Annotated in this window: 26 protein-coding genes and 1 tRNA gene; 24 read left to right on the top strand and 3 right to left on the bottom strand. The window is 40.5% G+C overall.

Translation table 11 applies throughout. The annotated features are described in order from the left end of the window. Positions 1 to 97 precede the first annotated feature (97 nt). The 3 genes from AC07VK_RS18065 to AC07VK_RS18055 all read left to right on the top strand — a co-directional run bounded on the left by AC07VK_RS18065 (position 98) and on the right by AC07VK_RS18055 (position 2,003). A complete protein-coding gene (locus AC07VK_RS18065) occupies positions 98 to 1,381 on the top strand; it encodes a DUF2851 family protein (protein ID WP_492962241.1) in 1,284 nt (427 codons plus the stop codon). Between the two features lie 52 nt (positions 1,382 to 1,433). After that, complete coding sequence (locus tag AC07VK_RS18060; RefSeq protein WP_492955130.1) at positions 1,434 to 1,649, top strand: hypothetical protein; 216 nt, start codon at positions 1,434 to 1,436, stop codon at positions 1,647 to 1,649. 135 nt (positions 1,650 to 1,784) lie between these two features. Continuing rightward, entirely contained in the window at positions 1,785 to 2,003 is a 219-nt protein-coding gene (locus AC07VK_RS18055) for a PspC domain-containing protein (protein ID WP_029277136.1), read from the top strand. A 138-nt stretch (positions 2,004 to 2,141) separates the two neighbouring features. On the opposite strand, the gene AC07VK_RS18050 is transcribed toward AC07VK_RS18055, so the two are convergent. Continuing rightward, the gene (locus AC07VK_RS18050; RefSeq protein ID WP_492955131.1) at positions 2,142 to 2,798 is read right to left on the bottom strand and encodes an ankyrin repeat domain-containing protein; all 657 of its coding nucleotides are present in this window, start codon (positions 2,796 to 2,798) and stop codon (positions 2,142 to 2,144) included. A gap of 114 nt (positions 2,799 to 2,912) precedes the next feature. Here AC07VK_RS18050 and AC07VK_RS18045 point away from each other — a divergent pair, with 114 nt between their 5' ends. From AC07VK_RS18045 to AC07VK_RS18025, 5 genes are all read left to right on the top strand, one after another. Next, positions 2,913 to 3,071 (top strand): hypothetical protein, encoded by a 159-nt coding sequence (locus tag AC07VK_RS18045; RefSeq protein WP_492962239.1) that lies wholly within the window; start codon positions 2,913 to 2,915, stop codon positions 3,069 to 3,071. Positions 3,072 to 3,638: 567 nt separating this feature from the next. Beyond that, positions 3,639 to 6,230, top strand: coding sequence for an FtsK/SpoIIIE family DNA translocase (locus AC07VK_RS18040; protein WP_492955133.1), 2,592 nt, complete (start codon positions 3,639 to 3,641; stop codon positions 6,228 to 6,230). Positions 6,231 to 6,291: 61 nt separating this feature from the next. Beyond that, positions 6,292 to 6,942 carry an outer membrane lipoprotein periplasmic chaperone LolA1 gene (lolA1, locus tag AC07VK_RS18035; protein ID WP_057933023.1) on the top strand — a complete coding sequence of 217 codons (651 nt, stop codon included), beginning with the start codon at positions 6,292 to 6,294 and terminating at the stop codon, positions 6,940 to 6,942. Between the two features lie 766 nt (positions 6,943 to 7,708). Beyond that, entirely contained in the window at positions 7,709 to 7,981 is a 273-nt protein-coding gene (locus AC07VK_RS18030) for a hypothetical protein (protein WP_131029079.1), read from the top strand. Positions 7,982 to 8,030: 49 nt separating this feature from the next. Then, on the top strand, positions 8,031 to 8,795 hold the full coding sequence (locus AC07VK_RS18025; protein ID WP_492962237.1) for an MBL fold metallo-hydrolase: 765 nt from the start codon (positions 8,031 to 8,033) through the stop codon (positions 8,793 to 8,795). A 33-nt stretch (positions 8,796 to 8,828) separates the two neighbouring features. Here the strand turns inward: AC07VK_RS18025 and AC07VK_RS18020 are convergent, their stop codons facing one another. Continuing rightward, a complete protein-coding gene (locus tag AC07VK_RS18020; RefSeq protein WP_492962235.1) occupies positions 8,829 to 9,467 on the bottom strand; it encodes a DUF6266 family protein in 639 nt (212 codons plus the stop codon). Between the two features lie 405 nt (positions 9,468 to 9,872). Between AC07VK_RS18020 and AC07VK_RS18015 the strand changes: the two genes are divergently transcribed. From AC07VK_RS18015 to AC07VK_RS17990, 6 genes are all read left to right on the top strand, one after another. Beyond that, positions 9,873 to 9,956 (top strand) — tRNA-Leu (locus tag AC07VK_RS18015). Between the two features lie 37 nt (positions 9,957 to 9,993). Then, positions 9,994 to 10,197 carry a GIY-YIG nuclease family protein gene (locus tag AC07VK_RS18010; protein WP_492962233.1) on the top strand — a complete coding sequence of 68 codons (204 nt, stop codon included), beginning with the start codon at positions 9,994 to 9,996 and terminating at the stop codon, positions 10,195 to 10,197. Positions 10,198 to 10,546: 349 nt separating this feature from the next. Further along, positions 10,547 to 11,020 carry a Dps family protein gene (locus AC07VK_RS18005; RefSeq protein ID WP_492962231.1) on the top strand — a complete coding sequence of 158 codons (474 nt, stop codon included), beginning with the start codon at positions 10,547 to 10,549 and terminating at the stop codon, positions 11,018 to 11,020. A 70-nt stretch (positions 11,021 to 11,090) separates the two neighbouring features. Then, a complete protein-coding gene (locus AC07VK_RS18000; RefSeq protein WP_492962229.1) occupies positions 11,091 to 11,786 on the top strand; it encodes a LytR/AlgR family response regulator transcription factor in 696 nt (231 codons plus the stop codon). A gap of 260 nt (positions 11,787 to 12,046) precedes the next feature. After that, positions 12,047 to 14,080, top strand: coding sequence for an ATP-binding protein (locus tag AC07VK_RS17995; protein ID WP_492962227.1), 2,034 nt, complete (start codon positions 12,047 to 12,049; stop codon positions 14,078 to 14,080). 99 nt (positions 14,081 to 14,179) lie between these two features. Beyond that, positions 14,180 to 14,731, top strand: a complete 552-nt coding sequence (locus AC07VK_RS17990) for an antibiotic biosynthesis monooxygenase (RefSeq protein WP_492962226.1) — start codon at positions 14,180 to 14,182, stop codon at positions 14,729 to 14,731. A gap of 106 nt (positions 14,732 to 14,837) precedes the next feature. On the opposite strand, the gene AC07VK_RS17985 is transcribed toward AC07VK_RS17990, so the two are convergent. Further along, positions 14,838 to 14,981, bottom strand: a complete 144-nt coding sequence (locus tag AC07VK_RS17985) for a hypothetical protein (protein WP_492962225.1) — start codon at positions 14,979 to 14,981, stop codon at positions 14,838 to 14,840. Positions 14,982 to 15,041: 60 nt separating this feature from the next. Here AC07VK_RS17985 and AC07VK_RS17980 point away from each other — a divergent pair, with 60 nt between their 5' ends. The 10 genes from AC07VK_RS17980 to AC07VK_RS17935 all read left to right on the top strand — a co-directional run bounded on the left by AC07VK_RS17980 (position 15,042) and on the right by AC07VK_RS17935 (position 26,458). Then, a complete protein-coding gene (locus AC07VK_RS17980) occupies positions 15,042 to 15,599 on the top strand; it encodes a hypothetical protein (RefSeq protein ID WP_492962223.1) in 558 nt (185 codons plus the stop codon). A 48-nt stretch (positions 15,600 to 15,647) separates the two neighbouring features. Further along, positions 15,648 to 16,091, top strand: a complete 444-nt coding sequence (locus AC07VK_RS17975) for a lipocalin-like domain-containing protein (protein ID WP_492962221.1) — start codon at positions 15,648 to 15,650, stop codon at positions 16,089 to 16,091. 28 nt (positions 16,092 to 16,119) lie between these two features. Continuing rightward, positions 16,120 to 17,088 carry an NAD(P)H-quinone oxidoreductase gene (locus AC07VK_RS17970; protein WP_492962219.1) on the top strand — a complete coding sequence of 323 codons (969 nt, stop codon included), beginning with the start codon at positions 16,120 to 16,122 and terminating at the stop codon, positions 17,086 to 17,088. Between the two features lie 22 nt (positions 17,089 to 17,110). Then, complete coding sequence (locus AC07VK_RS17965; RefSeq protein WP_492962217.1) at positions 17,111 to 17,344, top strand: hypothetical protein; 234 nt, start codon at positions 17,111 to 17,113, stop codon at positions 17,342 to 17,344. A gap of 645 nt (positions 17,345 to 17,989) precedes the next feature. Then, positions 17,990 to 19,027 (top strand): sensor histidine kinase, encoded by a 1,038-nt coding sequence (locus AC07VK_RS17960; RefSeq protein ID WP_492962215.1) that lies wholly within the window; start codon positions 17,990 to 17,992, stop codon positions 19,025 to 19,027. Next, complete coding sequence (locus AC07VK_RS17955; protein ID WP_492962213.1) at positions 19,008 to 19,775, top strand: LytR/AlgR family response regulator transcription factor; 768 nt, start codon at positions 19,008 to 19,010, stop codon at positions 19,773 to 19,775. Before AC07VK_RS17960 ends, AC07VK_RS17955 begins: the two co-directional genes overlap by 20 nt. A gap of 124 nt (positions 19,776 to 19,899) precedes the next feature. After that, positions 19,900 to 21,225: a TolC family protein gene (locus tag AC07VK_RS17950; protein WP_492962211.1), complete on the top strand. Its 1,326-nt coding sequence runs from the start codon at positions 19,900 to 19,902 to the stop codon at positions 21,223 to 21,225. A 7-nt stretch (positions 21,226 to 21,232) separates the two neighbouring features. Beyond that, positions 21,233 to 22,291 (top strand): efflux RND transporter periplasmic adaptor subunit, encoded by a 1,059-nt coding sequence (locus AC07VK_RS17945; RefSeq protein ID WP_492962209.1) that lies wholly within the window; start codon positions 21,233 to 21,235, stop codon positions 22,289 to 22,291. 11 nt (positions 22,292 to 22,302) lie between these two features. Continuing rightward, positions 22,303 to 25,440 carry an efflux RND transporter permease subunit gene (locus tag AC07VK_RS17940; protein ID WP_492962207.1) on the top strand — a complete coding sequence of 1,046 codons (3,138 nt, stop codon included), beginning with the start codon at positions 22,303 to 22,305 and terminating at the stop codon, positions 25,438 to 25,440. A 7-nt stretch (positions 25,441 to 25,447) separates the two neighbouring features. Further along, entirely contained in the window at positions 25,448 to 26,458 is a 1,011-nt protein-coding gene (locus tag AC07VK_RS17935; protein ID WP_492962205.1) for a DUF6268 family outer membrane beta-barrel protein, read from the top strand. Positions 26,459 to 26,490 lie beyond the last annotated feature (32 nt).

Raw genomic sequence — 26,490 nt, 5'->3', positions numbered from 1 at the left:
CCCTGAAATAAATTCAGGGTGACGTCGCGCGTAATTAAAAGCTCGAAATTTAAACTTATAAGTTAGTTATAGCCAAATAAATTCATTATCTTCAAGAATGAATTTTCCAGAAGATTTTCTTCATTATGTATGGCAATTCAGGTCGTTTGATTATAGCGGGCTGCAAACCACTGCTGGAGAAAACCTGAAAATTATCAATCCAGGCTTGTTGAACAAAAATGCCGGGCCGGATTTTTTTAACGCGAAAATTGAATTTGACAATGCCACATGGGCGGGTAATGTAGAAATTCACCTCAGGTCGTCAGATTGGTTAAAACACAATCATCAGATTAATCCCGGCTACGAAAATGTAATATTACATGTTGTTTATGAGCATGATGCGGAAATAAAAAGAATAGACAATACTGTTTTGCCCGTTTTGGAATTAAAACACCGGATCTCTACCGATCTCATCAGAAAATATGAAAACCTGTTTCTTACCTTAACTGATTTTCCCTGCATTGCACAGATTGGAACAGTAGATCAATTAATTGTCGATTCTTTTTTATCAAGAACCTTAATAGAGCGTTTCGAGCAAAAAACAAATGCTGTTACTGAAACCTTAAACGAATTAAATGGGAATTGGGATGAGACTTTCTACCGTTTCATGGCGCGTAATTTTGGCTTTAAAATAAATGCCCTGCCTTTTGAGTTGTTTGCCAAAGCCGTTTCGCAGCACATTTATGCCAAGCACAAAAATAACCCAAACCAAATTGAGGCGCTGGTTTTTGGTGCCGCTGGTTTTTTAAACGATCAGTTTGAAGAGGAGTACCCTAAAAAACTAAAGGCCGAATTTCAGTTTCTTCGAAAGAAATACAATATTAAACCTATAGAAGTTTCGATGTGGAAATTTATGCGCATGAGGCCGCAAAACTTTCCTACGATCAGACTGGCACAATTTGCAGCGTTAATTGTAAAAGCAAATCATCTTTTTTCTAAAATTATGGAGATCAGAGATATTGCTCAATTACATGCTTTATTTGAAAATTTACCGGTAAACGATTACTGGAAAACACATTATCATTTTAAAAAAGAAACCGCTGGTGTAAATACGCAAATTGGAAAAACATCCGTTGATAATGTTTTGCTAAATACCGTGGCTTTGTTTTTATTCGCATATGGTAAATACACGGGTACACAATACTATATTAGCAGGGCGATAAAATTGTTGGAACGTTTGCCAGCCGAGCAAAATGCCATTACAGATAAATTCACCGGGGCAGGAGTGAAGATGGATCATGCGTTTGCTTCGCAAGGAATTTTGCAGCTGAAAAAGCAATACTGCGATGAGAAAAAATGTCTATCTTGTGGTATTGGAATAAAAATTTTAAAGCAAGCCTAACCAGATGCTGATTTCAAACAAAACTTTCTACCTTATAATCTGTTTTTAAATTATGGAATTTCCACACGAGCTAAAAGAACTATATCCTAATCAGATTATCGAGGTTAGGGGTAATGCCGATGCCTTAACTGTTATTTTAAACAAAGATGTCGATATCCATAAATTTAAGGCAGAACTGATCAAAAAGTTTTCCGGACTGGAAGAACAACAAACGCTTTTTATTAAACACGAGGATAAACAGGATTTCGAAAAATTGGTTTTGCAATAATTGAGATCGGATATGCTATTGAAAATTTAACCGATTATTATTGCTAAATTAGAGTTTGGAAATCAAATTATGATTTCGGTTTCCAATGATTTTATCTTGTGGTATTGTTATTAAGATTTTTAAAATAAGCTTAAAATGTTCCAAAGAATTATAACCTATTTTGAACAACAGAGTTTTGGTGTTTCTACTTATTTGGCTAACAAGTTGAATATGAGCACAGCGAAAGTCCGTTTGTTTTTTATTTATTCGTCTTTTTTGGCGGTAGGTTTTCCAATATTGTTCTATTTTTTGGCGGCTGTTGTGCTCGATATCAGGACGTATATGAAAAGAATGCGGTTAAGGATTTGGGAATAGCTCAGTTTTCAGTTGGCAGTATCCAATTTGCAGTTAACTGTAAGAGTTTGTAGGATATGAACTGAAAACTGTTCAACAGGCAATTAATAATATCCAGTTTGCAATTGATTAAACTGAGAACTTCCAACTGAAAACTGTCTAGTCATCGTCTCTTAAAATTTCGGCTATTTCGTTAAAGCCTTTTTCTGCGGCTAAATCTGCAGGCAGTTTTCCACCTTCCATGCGTAAAGAAACTTCTGCTCCGTGTTCCAGTAGTACAATAATCAATTCTATGTTTCCAAGTTGTGCAGCGGTGTGTAAAGGCGCCAATCCTGCCTTCTGGCAAACATTCGGATATGCGCCCGCATCTAACAGCATTTTAGTAATATTGAAATTATTAGCGGCAACTGCCGAGTGGATCGGAAATACATTAAATCCATTTTTTGATGGGAGGTTAACGTCTGCACCTTTTAAAACTAAAAAACGGGCCAGATCTTCATGGCCGAAATAACAGGCTAAACCTAATGGCGTAAATCCATCATCCGAAAATTCGTTAATACTATTAGGACTTTGAAATATCAATTGCGATGCCGCATCAAATTTGCCCACTGCACACGCTTCGAATAAGGTTAGGTCGTCTACAAATTCAGCAATTAAATCAGCAATTTCCTGTTTTTTATAATAGCAGGCCAATAACAGTGGCGAGATGTGATGAGAAGTATCAACATTTGCCAATTTTGGATTTTCAACTAAAATTTCCTTTACTGCCTGTAAATTTCCAGCTTCAATTTGTTCTTCGAGTTGCGCTATACCCATAATATTGTTTCAAAAATCGCTTTAAATTAACAAAAATTAAGAAATTGTAAACTTTATTGCTTAAATATATATAGTGTAAGGCAATCTACCAAGACCTCAGAGGTCAAAAAAAACATGATGTCTAAAAAAAAAGAGCTGCTGGTTGAAAATTGCCAACTGAAAGCTGTTAACTCATTAGGGCGTTACCCAAGCTGCGCAAGGGGCGGGCTTTGCAGGGCTGCGCTTCGCTCCGGTACCGATGAAGGATCGGTACTGAACCCTTACAATCCCTAACGCAAAACCCACAGGTCTAATTAGCAACTAATCTTAAAGCCTAAGCATTACAGATCCGTATTAAATAAACCTGATAGAACGATCCCGACGTAAAGAAGTCGGGAGAAGTGATAGCGGGACTGTTATAACCGAAGTGCACAGAACCCTGCTTTTCAAAATAATACGGAGCACCTAAGTCACCTAGTATTTCAGACCTTCTAGGTTTAAAAAACGATAAGGTTTTGCGAATAAAAAATCCCGTTTAACCTCTCCAGGCAAAACGGGATAAAACCTAAAACAAAATCCGTTTCATTTGACAAAACGTAACAACTTGTGTGTTGTTAAAATAATAGACAATAATTTCTGTTTAAGGTTTAATGCCCGATGAATATTTTTATTTAATTTAAGGCAGATTATAAAACCAATAGACAGGGGTGCAAATTTAGCGCTTCTTGAAAATGGTGAGTGGTATGATAAAAGTCCTAACAGCAATGCTTACAATTTGTGATTATTTTTTTTGTTAGGCTTTCGTTAATGCTGCGCAGTTTTATCTAAGTTTGTTCAATATTAAATTATTTAGGATAGAAAATGTCGGTAAGGGGTAACCAGTTTAAAACCAATACATTCAGAGATAAAGGTGCAGAAAGTGCACCCGGCAGATCATCATCAGGTCGGCAGCCGAAAGAAAAAAGAGATTTTTTGCCAAGCTTCGATCTGGCAGATGGCCGCGCAGTTAAAATTGCAGGTCTGTTTTTTGTGATATTGTCACTTTACTTTTTAATTGCTTTTACCTCGTATTTATTTACCTGGCAAGATGACCAGAGTTATGTAATCGATGCAAATGGTGGTTGGGGCAATCTTTTTAAAACAACAGAAGAACTAAAAGAAGCTGGTGTTTCTATACCGGTAGTTCAAAACTGGTTAGGTAAGTTTGGCGCTTTGTTATCGCACCAGTTTATTTACGAATGGTTCGGTATTGCATCTTTCTTGTTCGTTTTGGCCTTTTTTATTATCGGCTACCGTTTATTATTTAAAGTTAAAATCCTTTCCATCTCGAAAACATTGGGTTATAGCTTTTTCTTTTTATTGTTTATATCCCTAACCTTAGGTTTTGCACATAGCTTCTGGTCAGAATCGCCACATTATTTAGAAGGCGAGTTTGGTTATTGGAGCAATAAATTATTAGGTGCCCAAATTGGTGCAGCTGGGGTGGCGGGACTAATTGCTTTTGCCGGATTAACCATTTTAATCATCGCTTATAACATTGATTTTAAATTTCCTGAACGTAAAGAGAAAGAAGTTTACCTGGACAACGAAACGCCAGATTATGTGAATGATATTAGAGAGCAGGCCGTAAAGAACAAAACTTTCGACGAACCTTCAGCGCCCATTGAATTTCCGGTACGTGATAAACCAGTAAGTAACGAACGTAAACAACAAAATGTGGTATTACAGCCAAGCCGTTTCGAAGAAAAAGAAGAGGAAGAAACTGTAGCACCTGTTGTATTGTCTCCATTGGCTACTAATCTGCCACTTGCTACTGCTGCGGCAACAACACTTCCATTAACGGTAGAACCACCAATTGAAACCGAGAAGGAACCTGCTTTTACGATCGAAAAAACCGAAGAAGAAAAAAAATCGGATGATCTGGTTGAACAGTTTGGTAATTATGATGAAAAACTAGATTTATCGGGCTATAAGTATCCAACAATAGATTTGCTCGAAAATTATGGCACCAATAAAATTTCGGTAAATGCCGAAGAACTGGAAGCCAATAAAAATAAAATTGTAGAAACCCTTAATCATTACAACATAGAAATTGATAAGATTAAGGCAACCATTGGTCCAACGGTTACCCTTTACGAAATTATTCCGGCCCCTGGGGTAAGGATTTCGAAAATTAAAAACCTGGAAGATGACATTGCGCTTTCGTTGGCAGCTTTAGGGATCCGCATTATCGCGCCAATGCCGGGCAAGGGTACAATTGGTATTGAGGTACCTAACCAACACCCAGAAATGGTGCCGATGCGCAGCATTCTAAATACTGAAAAATGGAGCCAAACCACCATGGATTTGCCTATTGCATTGGGTAAAACCATTAGCAATGAGGTTTTTATAGCCGATTTGGCTAAAATGCCCCACTTATTGGTGGCAGGGGCAACTGGTCAGGGTAAATCGGTTGGTATTAACGCCATTCTGGTTTCGCTGTTGTTTAAAAAACACCCTGCGCAACTGAAATTTGTACTGGTCGATCCGAAAAAAGTAGAGTTAACCTTATTCAATAGAATTGAAAGACACTTTTTAGCTAAACTACCGGGAGAGGCCGATGCCATTATTACCGATACCAAAAAAGTTGTAAATACTTTAAATTCACTTTGTATCGAAATGGATCAGCGTTACGATTTACTGAAAGATGCACAGGTTAGGAATTTAAAAGAATACAACGATAAGTTTGTTAAACGCAAGCTTAATCCAAATAACGGTCACCGCTTTTTACCATTCATTGTTTTAGTGGTAGATGAGTTTGCCGATTTAATGATGACTGCGGGTAAAGAGGTAGAGGCGCCTATTGCACGTTTGGCACAGTTGGCCAGGGCAATTGGTATTCACCTGGTTCTGGCTACGCAGCGCCCATCGGTAAATATTATTACAGGTACCATTAAAGCCAATTTCCCGGCCAGGTTAGCCTTTAGGGTATTGTCGAAAATCGACTCAAGAACCATTTTGGACAGTGGTGGCGCCGATCAGTTAATTGGCCGTGGTGATATGCTTTTATCTACAGGTAGCGACTTAATCAGGCTACAGTGTGCTTTCGTTGATACACCTGAGGTAGACCGGATTTCGGAGTATATTGGTAACCAACGCGGTTATGCCGATGCTTATCAACTGCCAGAATATATAGATGAAGCTGGGGAGGGCAGTAAAGCCGATTTTGATCCTAATGAACGTGATAAGTTCTTTGAAGATGCCGCCAGACTGATTGTGATGCATCAACAGGGTTCTACCTCATTAATACAGCGTAAATTAAAATTAGGTTACAACAGGGCCGGAAGAATTATTGATCAATTGGAAGCTGCGGGAATCGTTGGTCCCTTTGAAGGAAGTAAGGCGCGCGAAGTTTTATACCCTGACGAGTATTCTTTGGAACAGTTCTTGAATAGTATGAATGACAAAGATTAGATTAAACCAATACCGAAAAATCTACTCTAACGTTTCAAAGGAAAAATTTAAAAAAGAAAAGATGAAGAAATTAATTTCAGCATTAATGGTTGTAGTTGCTTTTACAACTTCAACTTATGCTCAAACTGATGCGAAAGCTAAAGCCATTTTAGCTGAGGTGAGTAAAAAATACAAATCGTATAATATTGTAAAAACAGATTTTACCTTCACTTTGGATAATCCAAAGGCAAAAGTAAAAGAAACCCAACAAGGTACTTTGTATGTTAAAGCCAATTCTAATAAGTATAAAGTGGCTATGACCAATCAAGAGTTGTTTAGCGATGGTAAAAGCCAATGGACTTATTTGAAAAAAGACAAAGAGGTGCAGGTAAGCAATGTAGATAACAGTGGCGATGCCATTAATCCTGCAAAGATTTTTACGGTTTATGAAAAAGGATTTAAATATGTTTACACAGGTGAAGAAAAAGCAGGTGCCAAAACTTACCAAATGATTGATTTAACACCTGTTGATGCTAAAAAATCGATTTTTAAAGTACGTTTAAGTATTGATAAAGCAGCTAAACAAATTGCCAACGTGGTGTTGTTCGATAAAAACGGAAACAAATACACTTACAATGTGAAAACTTTTTCGCCTAATGTAAATGTACCGGAAACTACTTTTGCTTTCGATGCCAAAAAATATCCTGGTGTTGAAGTGGTAGATTTAAGATAATTGTCATTTCCGCCTGGGCGGGATGAAACCTGGAGGTTCAGTTGGAAACAACTGAACCTTTTTTGTTTTATTGAAATCAGATTTTTAGGTGTATCATAGGCCATATATTGTCTTTTTTGAAAAGCATTTGCAGTAATTCTTAGGTGGCAACAGTCCCGCCATTCGCTATGGCACCGATTTAAATTCTGCTATATAGAGCACATCTTTTTTGAGAATAGTTTAGGCATCATGCTAACTTGCTTTAATAACACACAGGTTTTACCGAAGAACGCCGTCAATCCCAAGAGCCAGGGAAATCAAAAAAACAGGTGCAGTTCAGGTAAATTGGCACTAATAAACCTAAAACCCAGTGGTTTTGTGTTCAAGAGCCATGATTTAAAATTTAAAAAATATTGAACACAAACCCCGAAGGGCTCAATCAGACCAAAGAAAACACAAACAAAACTGATTAAACGAAGTGCCGCTGTTTTTTTGATGGGCGTAGGATTGTGCAAAGGGCTCATTGCTGGATTGACAAAGCGCTTTGGGTACTTTGGCGCTCCAAAGTATCATGCCCCCGCGGCAAAGAGCGGGAAAATGAACTTTGCTTGTTAAGTAGTCAAGATAAGTAATGGCAGGAAAGATGCTGAAACAAGTTCAGCATGACGATCGCTTTAGTAAGTGTACTTGATAGGACATTGTTCAGGATGGAAATGAACATAGTGGTTGATAAATTTTTCATCATGTGTTTATGAATGCTGCGCAGATTTATCTAAGTTTGTTTCCAATGTCATTGCCACTAACAAACCATACCTTAGAGAAATTAGAAACCCTGCTTTTTGCTATGGGCTATAAGGTTCGTTATGAGAAAGGGAATTTTAAAACCGGTTCTTGCCTGCTCGAGCACAATAAGGTTATTGTGGTAAATAAATTTTCAAATCTGGAAGGAAAAATTGCTGCATTGGTAACTTTGGTTAAGCAAACCAATACAGACGAAAACCTGTTAGAAGAAAAACAGCGCCAATTCTACCTATCCTTACAGCAAACCGAATTATTTTAATGAAGATACAACTCCAGCATTACAGTTATAGAAAGGAAAGTTTAAGCAGATGAAAGTTACTTTTTTAGGTACTGGTACATCACAAGGCGTTCCTGTAATTGCTTGTAATTGCGAAGTTTGTTTATCTGCCGATAAAAGAGATAACCGCTTACGGACTTCGATATTAATCGAAACAGCTGATAAAACCATCGTGGTAGATAGCGGGCCTGATTTCCGGTACCAGCTTTTACGCGAAAAGGTAAAAGATCTGGATGCGGTGTTGTTTACCCACGAACACAAGGATCACATTGCCGGTTTAGATGATATCAGGCCGTTTAATTACCTGCTGCATAAGGTAATTGATGTTTATGCGACAGACAGGGTTCAAGCGGCTTTAAAAAGAGAGTTCTATTACATTTTTGCTGAAACCAAATACCATGGTTTGCCGCAGATTAATTTGCACACCGTAACCAATGGCGAAAATTTTAAAATTGGCGAAACCACCATTATTCCTTTTGAAGTGATGCACCATTTGTTGCCCATTACAGGGTACAGAATTGGCGATTTTACGTACATCACGGATGCCAAAACCATATCAGAGCAAAGTTTCGAAAAAATTAAGGGAACAAAAATACTGGTATTGAATGCCTTACAAAAAGAACCACATATTTCTCATTTTACTTTAGGTGAGGCCATTGCCTTTGCGGAAAGGGTAGGTGCGGAAACTACTTATCTTACACACATCAGTCATAATTTGGGTAAACATGCCGATGTAGAAAAGAATTTACCTGAGCATATCCATCTGGCTTACGATGGACTATCTTTTGAATGTTAAAATCGTATAGTATAGCGGTTAATTCCGCTACTATTAAAAAATAAAAGTGCCACAATAGGTACTCATTGATATTTCCGTTCTGTCATCTGAAATAAAAGCTATCCACGTGTGAAATGTCTTTCCTTTATAAAAGGAAGGAATTTCCAGGCTTTCCCTTTCTTTTGACCGCCTGGCGCCCCCTGTTTCATAGATGGCCGTTTTGTTCTCCACATCATAAACCATTAACATCACCTGGTCATGTTTCCTGGTGTGATCGCCATTGGAATTATCCGACCAGCTGAAATGCACACCAATATCATCCTGTTCAAGTTTAACGTCTGTTGCACCGCTAATATTTCCAAAGGTCAAACGCAGGGCTCCGTAGTCGATTTCGCCAGCTGCATTTTGTGCGTTTAACATGTTATAAGATTTTGCAGCGTTATGTGCAGTCATCATTCGCTTTTTCGATTCCATGTTAAAACCAATTCTCACAAAATCGACAATCGGACTTAAAAAGGTTTGCATCATTGTAAAACGGGACCTGCAGGCCTTTTGATCTGCGCTACCTATTTTGTTTTTGACCGATTTTCTGCGCTTGCTTCTGATTATCCATTTCCCATTTAGGTAATAGCCAGTTACGGCACCTACTGTTCCGGTAAATCCACCGTTAATTCCATTTTCTATCTTTCCCATAATTGCGTTAGTTTATGTATACAACAAAATAGCAAATTGCTGATTAGTAAACAAATAATTTGTATTTGCTTCTGATTTACGTCGGATTTTATTCGGGTATAATTGTCATAAGTGCGACGAAACCCCGACTTAAGTGCGACGAAAGTCCGTCTAAAAAGTCACACTGATATATTTGTCTTATACGGTTTCTATAGTAAGTCGTGTTACTGTTTATAATTGAATTTGTGTTACTGTATATGGTTTATCATGTTAAGATTTGCTTTCCGGAATTTCGGTTCAAAAAATATTTTGTGAATGTTGCAGCGCAAGATGGTTAATTTATATATTTGCAACAATTCAAACCCAGGTGGCGATCCCGATAGCTATCGGGATGTAGACGCCTTCGGGAATGATTTAATAGTAAATACCCAGGTGGCGAAATTGGTAGACGCACCAGCTTGAGGGGCTGGCGCCCGTACGGGTGTGGGAGTTCGAATCTCCTCTTGGGTACAAAGAGTTTGGTTTTTACCAAACTCTTTTTCGTTATATGGCATCAGTTTATATTCTTTTTTCAAAAAAATTGAACCGTTTTTATACTGGTAGTTGTTTAGATTTATCCCAACGATTAGATGAACATTTACAAGGGGTTTATACTGATAGTTTTACCAGTAAAGCTACCGACTGGGAACTTTTTGTGAGAGTTCGATCCGATAGCTATCAGATCTCCTCTTGGGTACTAACCGGACTTTGAACTATTTCAAGTCCGGTTTTTTTATGCCAAATCATTGTTTTCAATTACTCTCGCCTTGTTCAAAGTATTTATGGTAATGGTTCAATCTGGTAAGAGGGGAGGCGGAGATTAGTTTAGAAATAATTTTTCACAGCTATCCTTTAGCTTGGTTTTTTCTATTATGGAGATACACTTCTGTAATTACATATTGCCTTTTTTGATAGTTCCACTGCAGCACCATCATTTTTAACCCCCTCTTCAACGACTGATTTTGCCTACTCAACGAAATTTCTGTGATCTTTATCAGATTCTTACTGACCTTTAAATATGAATTAAGAGCAATACAGCTTAAAATTAGAAATTTTAAAAGATGAAAACCAATATAGGAATTACCGAAAAAAACACAGATGCAGTTGCTGTGGAATTGGCAAAATTATTAGCCGACGAGTTTTTACTTTACACCAAAACAAGAAATGCACACTGGAATGTAACTGGTGATAACTTCCATGCCAATCATATTTTTTTTGAGGCTCAGTACAAACAGCTGGATGAACTAATTGACAGTGTTGCTGAGCGCATGCGAAAAATTGGCCATTATGCACCTGCAACAATGAAAAGTTATTTAGAAATTACGCATCTTGCTGAATACAGCGAAAGAACAAATGATGGTTTAGGTTTTATGAAAGATCTTTTAAAAGACCACGAAAGTATTATTGAGTTTTTACGTGGAAATATTATCCCCTTTGCAGAAAAATACAAAGATTATGGTTCAAGCGATTTCATTACAGGCCTAATGGAAACTCATGAAGAAATGGCCTGGATGATCCGTTCTTATTTTAGGTAATTTAAATCCTGTAGCGTCAAATTAAAAATAGAGTAATTATATTTGATGTAAATCATAAATAACTATCTCTATGAAAGCTTTAATCGTTGATGACAATGATATCGCCAGAACCACCTTGGCACATTTGGCAAAAAAAATCCCAAATCTTATCATTGTAAATGATTATGCAAATGCAATAGAGGCTTATCATCATTTACAGACAAATCAAATAGATCTGATATTTCTGGATATCGAAATGCCAGAGATGAATGGGATTGAACTTACAAAAAGCCTGTCAGGCAAGGATATCATTATCATTTTTACCTCATCCAAAAAGGAATATGCGTTAGAAGCTTTTGAACTAAATATCGCAGACTATATCCTCAAACCATTTACCCCTGCCAGATTCTTACAAGCGGTGAGTAAAGCCCAGGCAATATTTGATAGTAGAAAGGAGAATGTGAGGTATGAGAAAGATGAGTTTTTGTTCGTAAGAGATGCTAATATTACCAGGCGATTGAAACTGGATGATATTTTTTACGCCGAAGCAATGGGTGACTACGTGAAGTTTTACACCAAAGAAAGGATGTTTGCGATTCATGGCACCATGAAGTCTGCAGAAGAGCGTCTGTTAAAGGATAATTTTATCAGAGTTCATCGCTCGTACATTGTGGCCGTTAGTAAAATCGATACACTTCAGGATGGTGGAATCATCATCAATGGAAAGTTTATCCCTGTTGCCGATGCTTACCGAAAAGCACTTAATACCAGAATGAATGTTTTCTAAGCAATAACTAATGATGCCTTTTTAAGCTCTACTGTATGATAAGTTTGATTTCAAACATTCATAATTATCAACTTATATTTTAATTTATGATTAACATTTCAACAGTTATGGGCAATAAGCGCTTCGCTTATTTGATTATGCTTACGTTCATTGCCGATTCAATATTGTTAATTTCTTTGCAGATCAATTCAGCCAACAATACCAGGGAATTGATAAAAAATAACAATACACTTTTACACGAGTTGCGTTCCAGTAACCACTTGAGGGAAATCGATCGTGATATTTTGGGGGTGGAAAGTAGGATAAGGGCATCTATCGCTACTAATGATACTTCACATCTTGAAGGAATCGATCAAAAAATTAATCAGATCGAAAGCTTTCTGGATTCTCTTTCGAGAGATAATGCCGATGTTAACGAAGAAAAATTAATACATCGGCTAAGTGTACTTTCACTGGATAAAAAGGTTGTAAAAGAGACACTTTTGCGGCGCTACCTTACTTTGGGAAATATGGATGATCAAAGTTCCATCGCTAATCCCCGTGCAAGAACAATTTCCAACGAAATTACTTCCATTACGGCTAAAATTTATAGAAGTAGGCAATTGCATATGATTGAGCTGAGTAAAAGGAGTGAGGAAATGGGGGAAAAGTCAAGTAAGTATGATATTTACTTGTTGATTTTAATTGTTTTGAGTGGTGCAGTCATAGGTTTTCATATTATCCGTCAGTTTCGCAGACAACATTTATTAATCATGGAATTGGATGTGGCTGAAAAGAAAGCATCAGTGGCTGCACAGACAAAAGAAAATTTCCTGGCTAATATGAGTCACGAAATTAGAACACCATTAAGCGGTATTCTAGGTTTTACCAATCTATTGCTGAAAAGACCTTTGGATGCCACTTCTACAGCATTTGTATCCTCAATTCAACGGTCTGGAGAAAATTTAATGGCCATTATTAATGACATACTTGACCTTTCAAAAATTGAAGCTGGAATGATGCGCATCACACCGGGAATTTTCAGTATCAATGGATTAATAAATTCTGTGGAAACACTTTTTTTGGAACGTGTAAAAGAAAAGGGCTTAACCATATCCAGCAAAGTTGACGCATCCATTCCAGATACTTTAACCGGTGACGCCACCAGACTTACACAGGTTTTGGTTAACCTGATTGGTAACGCCATCAAATTTACACAGCAGGGAAAAATCAACATTGAAGTTTATAAAAAAGAACAGATAGAGAACAAAGTAACCCTTGGCTTCAAGATTTCTGATACAGGAATAGGGATTGATAAAGGAAAATTAAACGAAGTTTTTGAAAGATTTAACCAGGGTGAAGATTCCGTTACCCGAAATTACGGTGGAACCGGGCTCGGTTTATCAATCGTGAAAAATTTAATACAGTTGCAAAATGGAAATATTGAAGTTACCAGTGAACAGGGAATAGGAACTACCTTCCATTTTTACATTCCCTATGTTATTTCTCAAGACCAAATTAGTTCATCAGCGGCTGTGGATACAGCTTATTTTAAAGACAGATCAAATGTTCCTTTGCGTGTCCTTGTGGTTGATGATAATGCTATCAATCAAAGTTTAATGGAACATTTGTTACTGCAGTGGAACATCGATTTTGATATCGTATCCAATGGTTTAGAGGCCATTGAACAGCTTAGCCATCAAAAGTATGAGTTGGTGTTGATGGATATCCAAATGCCACAAATGGATGGCTATACGGCAGCTCAACAGATTCGTGAAGTCCTGAAATTAGATATTCCCATTATAGCCATGACGGCACATGCAATGGCGGGCGAAAGAGAAAAATGCTTGAGTAGGGGGATGAACGAATACATCTCCAAACCTATAAAAGAAGAAGAACTTTTTAAACTGATAGCTAATTTTGGATTGCAGGAGCTAGACCAAACAAAAGTAGCAGTTGAAGAAACTGCTTCCCGCTTTCAATTCTTAGACCTAAATTATATGCGGTCTATTAGCGATGGCGATATTACATTTGAAAAAACAGTTACCCAGCAGTTTATTGATCACATTCCAAATCATTTGCAACAGCTTATAGCTGCATATCAAAAAAATGATTTTGCAACCGTAAAACTGAGGGCCCACGATTTTAAAACCAGTATTGCCATGATGGGATTACTAAACTTGTTAGAAGAGAAATTAGATATACTTGAAATGGTTTCTGAATCCAATGCAACTACAGAACTGGTTATAAAAGAGTTGGAAAATACGCTGATTCATGCAACTGCCGAAGCAAGAATATTCTTGGAACAATTTTAAAAAAATAGTATTGCCTCATTGATGATTATAAACTAGTTGAAAAAGAGGTTGTTAATTTTATTAAATAGCTTTTTTTAATCCATTAAAATTTATCAGTACATGGAGAATACAGGTGCGTCAGTAGTAATTACCCACCATATTTTGGCGGGTAAACAAAAAGAATATGAAAAATGGTTAGATGAAATCGTACCCATTTCTAAACATTCGGAAGGTTTTATCGATTTACAGATCGTAAGGCCGATTCCTAAGTTGACATTTGTTTATACAGTTATTATCCGCTTTGATACCATCGATCATCTTAAGCGCTGGATGGAATCTCCAGAACGGAAAAGACTGATTGAAAAAGCGAATCCTTTTTTCAGAAAAAATGATCGGTATCAGATAAAATCCGGTTTGGATTTTCTTTTCAACGCGGAAAATGAGGATAACAAATCACCTGCTCGATGGAAACAGTTTCTTGCTACCTGGTCAGCCATTTATCCTTTATCACTCGTCATTCCAATTTTACTGTTTCCACTTTTAAGATGGGTAAACATTCCGGTAAATCACTATTTTGATGCTTTAGTTGGTTCGGGATGTATTGTATTATTGATGGTTTATGTGGTAATGCCAAATTATACCAAGCTGATTAAAAAGTGGCTGTATAAATGATGGGATTTAAATATTCCCTTAGGTTATTTCATGTTGGAGTTTAGAAAATCACTGTAAAATTGCAGTGATTTTTTTATGGGTTATAATAGGATAAAAACGCCGGGAGTTAACCGTGGATGCCAAAATTCAGGTTTATTAGCCAGTTGGATTTCATTTCAAACCATTGATCATTTTTGGCTTTTACCTCTCCATGTGTTTTTTTTGCATATTTAACGACATTTTTTGCCTGTTCATCGAAGAGTAAATTCATTTTAAATGGGTTGGTGGTAGCTTTATATCATCAAATTAAAAGAATTAAAACCCAAACATTATGGAAATTTTGCAAACACCAGAAAATGCATTGTCTCACTCTACAGTTACGGCGATCATCAATGCACCTATCGAAAAAGTTAACATCGCAGATTGGTTATTAAACCTTCCTGATGCTGAATATCAGCGATGCTCAACCCAACATATCGGCGCAGCCATTTCTTCAACTTATGATGGCGAACCGGTATCATTAAATGTAGAAACAATTGGTGATGCGCTGATGGTGCAGCATTATGTCGCTGTAGAGCACCGTCCGGATTACTGCAGAATGTTATCAGTATCAGATTCTATCACAAAAGGAGGTCGCACCAAAGTTCAGGTTCTATGGGAACTGAAGGCTACAAAAATTGATGATAACACTACCTTGTATACGAACGAAATTCACGCAACGGCAACACCGGAAATGTTTGAATACTTGAAAGAACACAATGTGAATCTAGCTGATGCCGCAGCTTCCAGACAAGCTGCTTCTGACGCCCACAACCACGAAGAAACACCCAACTTTGCAAAAAGTATCGAAAATAAAGCGTTGACAGGAAAATACAATCAACCTTTCTAATTCAAAACATAATGAGCGTATTCCGGTACGCTCATTTTATTTAAAATTATGGAATCACTGTTTAATAAAATTATAGGAACCTGGGCTTTGGTTGAGTTCATCGAAGTTCCTGTCACTGGCGGTGAGATGACCCATCCTATGGGCAAAAATCCGAAAGGACTGATTCTGTATAATCCTGACGGTTATATGTCGGCACAAATTATGGATACTCACCGTGTAAATTTTCATCAGGAACGTTGGACCAATGCTACGCCGGAAGAATATACACAGGAAGCTTCAACCTATCTTGCGTATTCAGGACCGTTCAAAACGGATGATGAAAAACAGATAGTGAGCCACGGGATGTATATTTCGCTTTTTCCCAACTGGACGGGGCAAACGCAAAACCGGATTGTCCATTTTAAAGATAGTTTTTTGCATCTTGAAAGTGAGAAACCCTTCAACAGTAATTGTCAATTGGTGATTCACAAATTAACGTGGAAAAGGGTTTAAAATAATTTGAAATTAAAATAGAAAAAAAATGAAAGTAGTAGTTATTACAAAGTATGGCGCTCCTGAAGTACTGAAATTACAAGAATACCCAATTCCGGAAATATCCGGAGACAAAGTCTTAATCGAAGTAAAATCAGCCGGACTCAACCGTTCCGATGTTTTACAACGTGAAGGAAATTATCCAACTCCTGCGGATGTTGCTACAGAAATCCCAGGATTGGAAGTTTCCGGGATCATTGTAAAATGTGGCCCTAATGTCGTTGATTTTGCAGTTGGAGACAGAGTTTGCGCACTTCTGGCAGGTGGCGGCTATTCGGAATATGTGAGTGTGCGTGAAGGACAATGTTTGCCAATTCCTGCTGATCTAAGCTTTGCTGAGGCGGCAAGTTTACCGGAAACAATATTTACGGTCTGGTCTAATGTGTTTCAAAGAGGAAATCTTCAACCCGGGGAAACCCTTTTGCTCCACGGTGGAAATAGTGGGATTGGAATTACAGGTATTCAAATAGCTAAAGCTTTGGGCTCAAAAGTGATTGTCACCGTTGGCTCTGATGAAAAAGGACAGAAATGTCTTGAACTCGGTGCCGATTCTTACATTAATTACAGAACTCAGAATTTTGAAACCGAACTTCAGAATGAAGGTATAGATGTTATTCTGGATATGATTGGTGGCGATTATTTAAGCAAAAATATAAATATCCTGAATCCGGAAGGCAGATTGATTCATATTAACGCTGTCGATGGCAGCCGGGTCGATCTTGATATCTGGAAAGTGATGACAAAACGCCTGACCATCACAGGAAGTACACTAAGAAGCAGAACATATGAATTCAAAAAAAAATTAGCAAAAGAGATCCAGAAAAATGTCTGGCCTTTGATTGAATCTAAACGGTTCAGACCTGTTATTTTTAAAACATTCGCTTTTTCAGAGGCTGCAGAAGCGCATCGATTGCTTGAAGACGGGTCGCATACAGGCAAAATTATTCTTGTGAGATAGCACAAAATTAAATTAATAAACGATGAAAAGAGATGCTGTATTCTATTCATCGCTGATTATGGCTTTCAGTGCAGGTTTTATCGATACAAGTACCTTTACGGTTGCATATGGATTATTCTCTGCCCATATTATAGGAAACTTTATGGTTTTGCCTATAAATTATCCAATCCTCAGCAGCGTGACTTTATCAATCTTACCAGCTTTCCGTTTTCATACTAGCTGTCATCTTAACCGGAAAAATAGACAGCCTTTATAAAAATGAAAAAGGAATATTTACATTAATCGGTATATTTATTTAAATCACCTTGATTTTTGATGCCTGATTAAATGATTCCTTTTCTTTCTTAATCCTCGATTATAGGCTCAATAAGCAATAAATAGCGATTTAAATGTTCAAAATATTCCTGCTGATCGGTACAGCCGTACTTTGGACTATTTAAAGTCGGGTTTTTTTATACCAAATCATTGTTTTCAGTTACTCTCGCCTTGTTCTAACTATTGGCAGAATTAGGCTATATTTACTTACAAACTGTTAGTTGTTACTTAAAGGTTATGGACTAACACTATTAAGTTTTATGGAGAAGATCAGTAAACAAGGGAGTTACCGAAGAATGTAATAAGGTGCTCAATGCGGTTTCAGATGTATTATATGCCGTTGGCGGTAAATGGAAACTGATGATCATTATAGCTATGGCCTGGTGAAATAATAGGTTTACAAATACTGTAGAAGCAGCGTCCCTGAAGAGGGATAAGAACATTACAGAGCTTATGTAATTGTTATCAGGTATTGATCGACAAATCATATCTCTTTAAACGCAGTTCTGTCCGTTCCAACTTCATATTTGTCCCCTTCCCGTGAGCATTGAAAATTCAACATCTATAAATTGTTTACTTTTGGTTGATGGCGACAAAACTACCCATAAGAAGATTGTTGAGACTGAACCTGTTACTGGCAGTAATTGTCAGTAGCATTGTTTATCTGGCACTGTTGCAGGGTAAGAACCAGGACCATGCCTTTCTATTTGCGATAATGAGTGTAATTACGATAGCGTTCATTGGTTGTGCAAATATCCTGATATTATTGTCGCTGACAAGGACAAATTTAAAACCTGAGAAATTCAAATTCTTCAGGTACCTGATCAGTTATCCCGTAAGTGTAGCGGTCTACCTACTGATTTTCCCGATCTTTGCCAGCCTGTCTGGTGAAAGTGCGTGGTCCTACCTGGAAATACCGACGCTGTTGACCTTTACCATTTCGGGATGTATGATCAATACGCTGATCATTATCCTGCATGACCTGGTGCTGTTGCAAAATGAAAAATCCAAGGCGGAGCTGGAGCTTTCCCGGGCCAAAACGGCCCATGCTGAAGCTGCAGTCTTACTGCTCAGGCAGCAGATCCATCCACATTTCCTGTTCAATGCGCTAAACATCCTCAAGTCATTGTATAAGATGGATACAAAGCTTGGTGACACCTATATGGTGCATCTGGCTAACTTTCTCAGGGCTTCAATTTCTGATACGGATGCTGAGGTTGCCGCCCTCGAAGATGAACTGAAACTACTTGATGATTACCTGGAAATGCAGAAAATCCGTTTTGGATCGGCGCTTAACTGTACCGTCAACGTCACCCGGGAAAATGAAAAGTCCTTCTTTCTTCCCTCGTTTTCACTACAGCCGCTTTTGGAGAATGCCATCAAGCACAATGAGCTCACCGAGGAACTTCCCCTGCGGGTTGAAATCTACGTTGAGCATAACCATATCTGGACCACCAATAACCTGCAACCAAAAAAAAATAGTGAACCATCGACCAACAGTGGTCTTGCCAACCTCGCAGAGCGCTATAAACTACTCTCTGGTGATGAAATTGTGATCAATGTTGCGGACGGGAAGTTTTCGGTAGGTATAAAATTATTAACGAATGAATATAGTAATCATTGAAGATGAGCGCCTGGTAGCAGAAGACCTCAAAAGCAGTATCCTACAGTTGATAAATTGCCCGGTTAGCATTACGTTGCTGCGCTCGGTCAGGGAGTCCATCGCCTATTTCAAGGGCAGCCCAAAGGTGGATATGATCTTCAGCGATATACAGCTCGGTGACGGGCTGAGCTTTGAGATCTTTTCCAGCATTTCCCCAATAGCGCCTATTATTTTCTGTACGGCCTACGACCAGTACGCCATGGAAGCCTTTACCGCCAATGGAATAGACTATATCCTCAAGCCCTTTACGCTGGAAACACTCGAACGGGCACTGAACAAATATGGCCAGCTGAAGCATCAGTTTTCTGCCAGCGGCAACCAGAACTACGACAAACTGATGGAACTGCTGGCCGGCCGGGACAAACAGGAAGTTTCTTCCATTTTGGTCTATTATCAGGATAAGATCATGCCCGTTAGGGTCAGCGAGATTGCCATTTTCTATCTGGAAAACGACCTTACCTGCCTGGTCACCTTTGGCGGAAAAACCTATTACCCCAACAAAAGCCTGGATGAACTGGAAAGGATCGTGGGAAAGGCCTTTTTCAGGGCAAACCGGCAAAGTCTGGTGTCGCGTAGCGTGGTAAAAGACGTATCCAGTTTTTTTTCCAGGAAACTCTCACTTAACCTCACCATACCGTTCGAACACAAGATAACTGTAAGTAAGGTAAAAACCCCGGTCTTTCTGGAGTGGCTGTCCAAAGCCGATTAGGCTTCAACGGTAAATCCTTTCATTTTCCTATATGTTCTTTCGCGGCCCATTTTGTCCGCTTTGTGCAGTTTTTCCATGATACCAGTTTCCATACAGGCCATCTTTGCTGAACAAATCATCAGTAATGAAGAAAAAGAATATCCTTTTTTGGCTCTGTATGCTCCCGCTGTCCCTGCTCGCCCAGCAACGCTGGACGTTGGAGGAATGTATTGCCTATGGCCTGAAAAACAACAGGACTACGCAGGTTTACCTCAATGAAAAGAAAATTGCAGATGCCAAGGCAAGGGAAGCATTGGCTGCCCACCTGCCAACCGTTAGCCTAACGGGTGCGCTGGACGATAACCTCAAAGTGCAGGAAACTATTATCCCTGCCGGTGTTTTTGGCCCTACAGATACCAGGGTGGCCTTTACAAAGAAATTCAGCACCAACCTGACCACACAGCTAGACCAGACCCTGTTCGACCTCTCGCTGATTAAGGGGCTAAAAGCCAATACCTACAGTAGACAACAGGCCGATCTGAATATCATCAAGAACGAAGAGACCATCATCTTCAACATCGGCACGGCCTATCATCAGATCTTTGTCTATCAGCAGCAGCTTGATTTTCTAAAGGCCAACAGGGAAACCTATAGCCAGCAAATGGAAATCAGCAGGCTCCAGGTCAGGAAAGGTATTTTGCTGCAAAAAGAACTCGATAAGATTACCGTAGACTACAATAATGCTGTTTCACAAACGGTACTTGCAGAAAGCAACCTTGCTCTTTCCCAGAACCAGCTCAAATTTGAGATGGGCTTTCCCTTTGAACAGCAACTTGAACTGGATCCTGCAGGGCCGGTCGCATCGCCAAGCCTTCCGCCCCTGACAAATATTTCAGTGGAAGCCATAACCGATTATCGTATTTCGCAAACCGATGCCAAGCTATTGGAAATAGACGAAAAAAGAATAAAGGCAGGCATCTATCCCAAGCTGACCGCCTATGTAAGATATGGTGGTGTAGGATTTGGCGATCAGCTTGGCCAGTCAGTTTCTTCCATTTCCGATTTTTCGGTCATCGGCCTTAAACTTAATTTCCCCATCCTTGATTTCTTCAAACGAAATGCACAATATAACCAGGCCAGATACAAGCGCATCAATGCACAGGAAAACCTGAAGATCGATGAAAGCAGGTACCAGCTCGACTATCAGAATGCACGTACCAAGGTAACAAAGGAGTTTACCAATGTAGACAATAATAAGCGGAACATTAGCCTTGCGCAGTCGGTGCTCGATGTTACCGGCCTGCAGTACAGTAAGGGCACGGTTGACCTGAACGAATGGCTCAAGGCCCAACAATCGCTAAAAGAAGCCCAGAACAACTATCTGGATTCGCTATACAATTACCTATTGGCAAAAATTGAACTGGATAAGGCCTCCGGCACATTAAGGACATCATACGCTACCCAAAAATAAACCAGCAATGAAAACAAAATACATACTAATAGCAGTTGCCGTAATCCTGATCGGTATTGTGGTCTATCGGCTCACTGTCAATAAAAAAGAGATCAACAGCAAAAAGAACAAGGTGGCCGCTGCGCCGATCAGTATTCCTGTTAAAGTAGCAACTGCCCTGGAGCAGCAATTGGAAGTGAACATTAACAAGACCGGCACGCTTGCTCCTTTCAAAGAGGTAAAGGTGATGTCAGTTACCGCGGGCAATATCCAGTCGCTGCGCTTCCGACTTGGGGATCAGGTGAGCAAGGGGCAGGTACTCGCCGTTACCGACGATCGCCTGCTGAGGCTTGAACTGCAAAAAAATGAATCGGCAGCCGCGAAGCTAAAAGGCGACCTGGCTACCTATACCGAACTTTTAAACGGGAAAGCAGCAACACAGGAAAAGGTAAACCAAGTAAGACAGGACTACCTGGATGCCAAGAACCTGGCCGATCAGGCACGCAAAAACCTGGCCGATGCGGTGATCAGGGCACCTACTTCGGGCACCATCTCGATCAAGTCTGTTGAGGAAGGCCTATTCGTGCCAGCCGGAACAGAGATTGCCACCATTATCGACCTTTCACAAACCAAGGTACTGGTAAACCTTACCGAGAGTGAAGTGTACAAGGTGAGCAAGGGGCAGGAGATAAAAATCACTACAGATGTGTATCCGGGAAAGGCCTTTCAAGGCACCGTGACCTTTATAAGTCCGCAGGCAGACAAAACCAATAACTACCCCTTAGAACTCATGGTTGCGAACGGCTCCAATGCGGTGCTCCGTTCTGGTACCTTTGTTTACGCCGATTTTTCCAGAAAGACAACGCAGAAGATCCTGGTGATACCAAGGGAAGCACTTACTGAGGGTGTAAAAAATGCAACGGTATATGTGGTGTCCGGTAATACGGCAAAATTAAGACAGATACAGACCGGAAGCGAAATGGGTAATCTGATCCAGGTCATCTCTGGTATCAGTGCGGGCGAGGTTGTAGTGACCTCGGGGCAGATCAACCTCAAAGAAGGAAGTAAAATAAGCATTTCAAAATAAAAAAGCGGTAAATGTCAATCTCAGAAATTGCCGTTAAACGGCCACTATTAATCATCGTTATCTTTACCGTGCTCATCTTGTTCGGTATCATGAGCTATTTTAAGCTCAACTATAACCTGTTGCCCAAAATTGAAGTGGCAACAGTTTCGGTGAGTACCGTCTATCCCGGTGCATCAGCGGCAGAGGTAGAAACTGCCGTGACCAGGAAACTCGAAGATGCATTTTCTTCGGTAGAAGGACTGGACAAGATCGGCTCCACTTCCCAGGAAGGGATTTCACAGATCTCGGTATCGCTTAAAAGTGGTACAGACCTGGATGAGGCAGAACGTGCCATTCAGCGCAAGGCAGACCAGATACAGAACGAACTGCCCGATGATGCAGAACGTCCGCTGGTCAACAAGGTCAACCTGGAAGAGGCGCCGGTGGTTAGGGCTGGGGTAACTTCCAACATGGCGCCGCGTACACTTTATGATATGGTAGACAAGCAATTGCTTCCGATACTGCAGAATATTGCAGGCGTTGGACAGGTAAATATAGTCGGAGGTGACGAGCGACAGATCCAGGTCAATATTGATCAGGATAAACTTAAGGCCTACGGATTGGGCATTGATCAGGTAACCGATGCGGTAAACAACGCCAATCAGTCATTCCCCGCAGGAAAGATCGAAACCCGCGAGCAGCAGCTTTCCATTCAGTACGACGCCAATGTGACCTCAATCGAGCAGCTCCGTGAACTTGTGATCAGGCAGCGGCCAAATGAAGGGAACGTATACCTTAAGGATGTGGCCGAGGTGGTCGATGCCACGGCCAGGACAACAGCGATTAATCATATCAACGGCATTCCCGCCATCGGGATCCAAATTATCAAGCAGTCTGATGCCAATGCGGTAAAGGTAAGTGAAGGCGTACGGAAAAGTTTTGCGGCCATCGAAAAACAGTATGCCTCCGGTAACCTGAAATTTACTATTTCTACCGATCAATCTACCTATACCCTAGAATCGGCAGATGCCGTAATCTTTGATATGGGACTTGCCATCGTGATCGTGGCCATCGTAATGCTGGCCTTCCTGCATAGTTTCCGCAGTTCGATGTTTGTGATGGTGGCCTTGCCCTCTTCTATTATCCCCACCTTTATTGCCATGTACTTTCTTGGATTTTCACTGAACCTCATGTCGCTCATGGCCTTATCGCTGGTGGTCGGGATTTTGGTAGATGACTCGATTGTGGTACTTGAAAATATCTACAGGCACCTGGAAATGGGGTCTGACAAACGCAAGGCGGCACTTGACGGGCGTAGCGAAATCGGATTTACGGCCCTTGCCATTACCTTGGTCGATGTGGTGGTTTTCCTTCCGCTGGCATTTGCGGGCGGCATCATCGGTTCGATATTGAGCGAGTTCTCGCTTGTTGTAGTGATTTCTACGCTGATGAGCCTTTTTGTGTCCTTTACGATTACGCCAATGCTGGCCAGCCGTTTTGGAAAGATAGCGGAACTCAACCCAGAAACAGTATGGGGAAGACTGAACATAGGATTCGAGAAGCTGATCGATAAACTGAAGGACGCCTACTCCCAGATGCTGGAAACGGTACTGCGAAAAAAAAGGTGGCTTTTATCGGGCGTAATCCTGCTAATTGTAGGTTCGCTGATGCTGGTGGCGAAGGGCTTTATCGGCGCTGCCTTTATCCCTTCCGGAGACCAGGGAGAACTGATCCTAAAAATGGAACTTGCACCATCTTCGAGCATTTACCAGACCAATATGACCGTGAAGGAGGCAGAAAAGATCATTATGGCAAAGCCTGAGGTGGAGCGGGTGTTTTCCAGCATCGGTTTTGTTACCGGAGGCGTAGCAGGTACGGGCAACAATGCCAATCTTGCAGAGCTAACGGTTACCTTAAAGGGGCTTAAAGAAAGAACTACCAGTTCTGAAGACTTTGCGGTAAAAATAGAAGCCGAGCTTACAGCGTCCATACCCGGCATCAAGGTTACCGCATCGCCCACGTCTATTTCAGGTAGCGGCGCACAGATCCCAATACAGATCGCCATCAAGGGAACGGATCTGGCAGCGGTAAGAAAAGTTGCCGACCAGTACAGGGCAATGGTGGCCACTGTTCCCGGTACCCAATTCGTTCAGCTTTCTGTTAAAGATCAAAAGCAGCAGATAGAGGTAAAGTTAAACCGGGAGAAAATGACCTTACTTGGCCTGAACGCAAGTCAGGTAGGTGGCGCACTGCAGAATGCCTTCAGTGGAAACGACCGGGGCAAGTTCAAGCAATCGGGAAATGAATACGATATCCTGATAGGGCTTGACCAGTACAGCCGCTCAGATATCAATAATGTGAGAAATCTTTCCTTTACCAATACCGATGGGGAGAGTTTTGTGCTGAGCCAGTTTGCCCAGGTAAGCGGCGGAATGGGAGAAAGTATGCTGCAGCGAAGTGACAGGTTGAACTCAATTACGGTAAATGCCAATGTGGCCGGCCGCCCTGTGGGTACCGTTGCCTCGGATATTATGGAAAAGGCAAAAGAACTTAAAATTCCGCAGGGAATTACCATAGAATACCTTGGTGATGTTAAAAACCAGGGAGATGCATTCGGCAGTCTGGGGATCGCACTCATTGTGGCGATATTGTTGGTCTATCTGGTCATGGTAGCACTTTACGAAAGTCTGATCTACCCGTTTGTGGTGCTCTTTTCCATACCGGTGGCCTTGATTGGCGCATTATTGGCCTTGGCTTTGTCATTGGAAACCCTGAATATCTTTTCCATTATCGGGATGGTGATGTTATTGGGACTGGTTTCAAAAAATGCCATTCTGATCGTAGATTTTACCAATCACCTTAAGGGCGATGGGCGCAGCATAAAGGATGCTTTGATCGAGGCAGGGAAAGAAAGGCTCCGGCCCATATTAATGACCACACTTGCCATGATACTGGGCATGTTGCCCATTGCACTGGCCAGCGGCCCGGGAGCTGAAATAAAGAATGGCATGGCGTGGGTGATCATCGGCGGGCTAACGAGTTCAATGGTACTGACCCTTTTTGTGGTACCTGCGATGTATCTGATCATCGAAAACCTTAAATCAAGGTTCAGTAAAAAATCGGCAGAAAACGACATCAATCTGAAATTGGATGTCGCAACCGTTAAATAAAAATCACATGAAAAAATCAATAGTTCCTTTTACGTTTCTATTGCTAGCCGCTAACTTTTGTTATGCGCAGAACAGACAGGCGCTGAGCAAAAGTGCACAGGATTCCCTGGGTAGGATCCAGCTTGAAAAAGCTGCCATCACCAATCCCATACTAAGGCAGGTTACGGTTTCTACAGATGTGATCGGAAGTGGAGATATCAGCAGTGAGCTCATGGGCAACCCGCTTTTTAAGGGAAAGACAAGTACCCTTCGGACCACCATTGTGCTGAACCTGCCTGTTGCCTCCTGGGGCAAAAATTCCCTTTCGGTTTCAGGAACCTTTTTTCAGCAGCAGCTTAAGGTCACAGATGTGCAAAGCTTCAGTCCGGGTATGGGCAATGAAGACATTACCTTTAATAAGGGAACCGTTGGTTTAACGGCCTCTTTTTCCAGAAGGGATTCCATTTTTGGGCGTCCTGTGTACTATATGGCCAATGCAACGGGGGTAACCAACGAGTTTTCTAAGGTCAAAAGAATCAGCTTTTTAGGGACTGCGGTGATACCGTTAAAGCAAACGGCAAAAACAAGGCTCTCGGCCGGACTTGTCGTTAACATCGACCCTTCGCTAAAAATTCCGGCTTTTCTGATTTTCAGCTATTGGCATAAATTTGACAACCAGTTGGAGCTTAACCTAAATCTTCCAAGCGGCGCAGGGCTGAGAAGGGCGTTTTCCGATCGTTTCTGGACCACTTTTGGCACAACACTTGGCGGATCATTGGCATTTTTCGACATCAAAAGCGCCAGCTTACCCAATGATGCCAATTATACAACCATTGATCTAAAAACGGGGATAGGTGCTGAATGCCGGATTGGCAAAAAGATGATCTTCGGAATAAACGGCGGGATATTGACGCCGCTTAGCGCAAGGGCATTTGACAGGAAGGAAACTTCGAGCGAATATTTCCTGGGTAACAAATTGGCAAACGTTCCTTACGTGAATTTCAGCTTTTCGCTACTGCCTTTTTTGCGTAAAGGATAACAGCTGTATTGCCTTCGTCCGAATTAATATTG

Source organism: Pedobacter sp. GW821-FHT01D05 (assembly GCF_059422505.1).
Note: the sequence above shows the minus strand (reverse complement) of the source record. Positions and strands in the feature narration are given on the sequence as shown.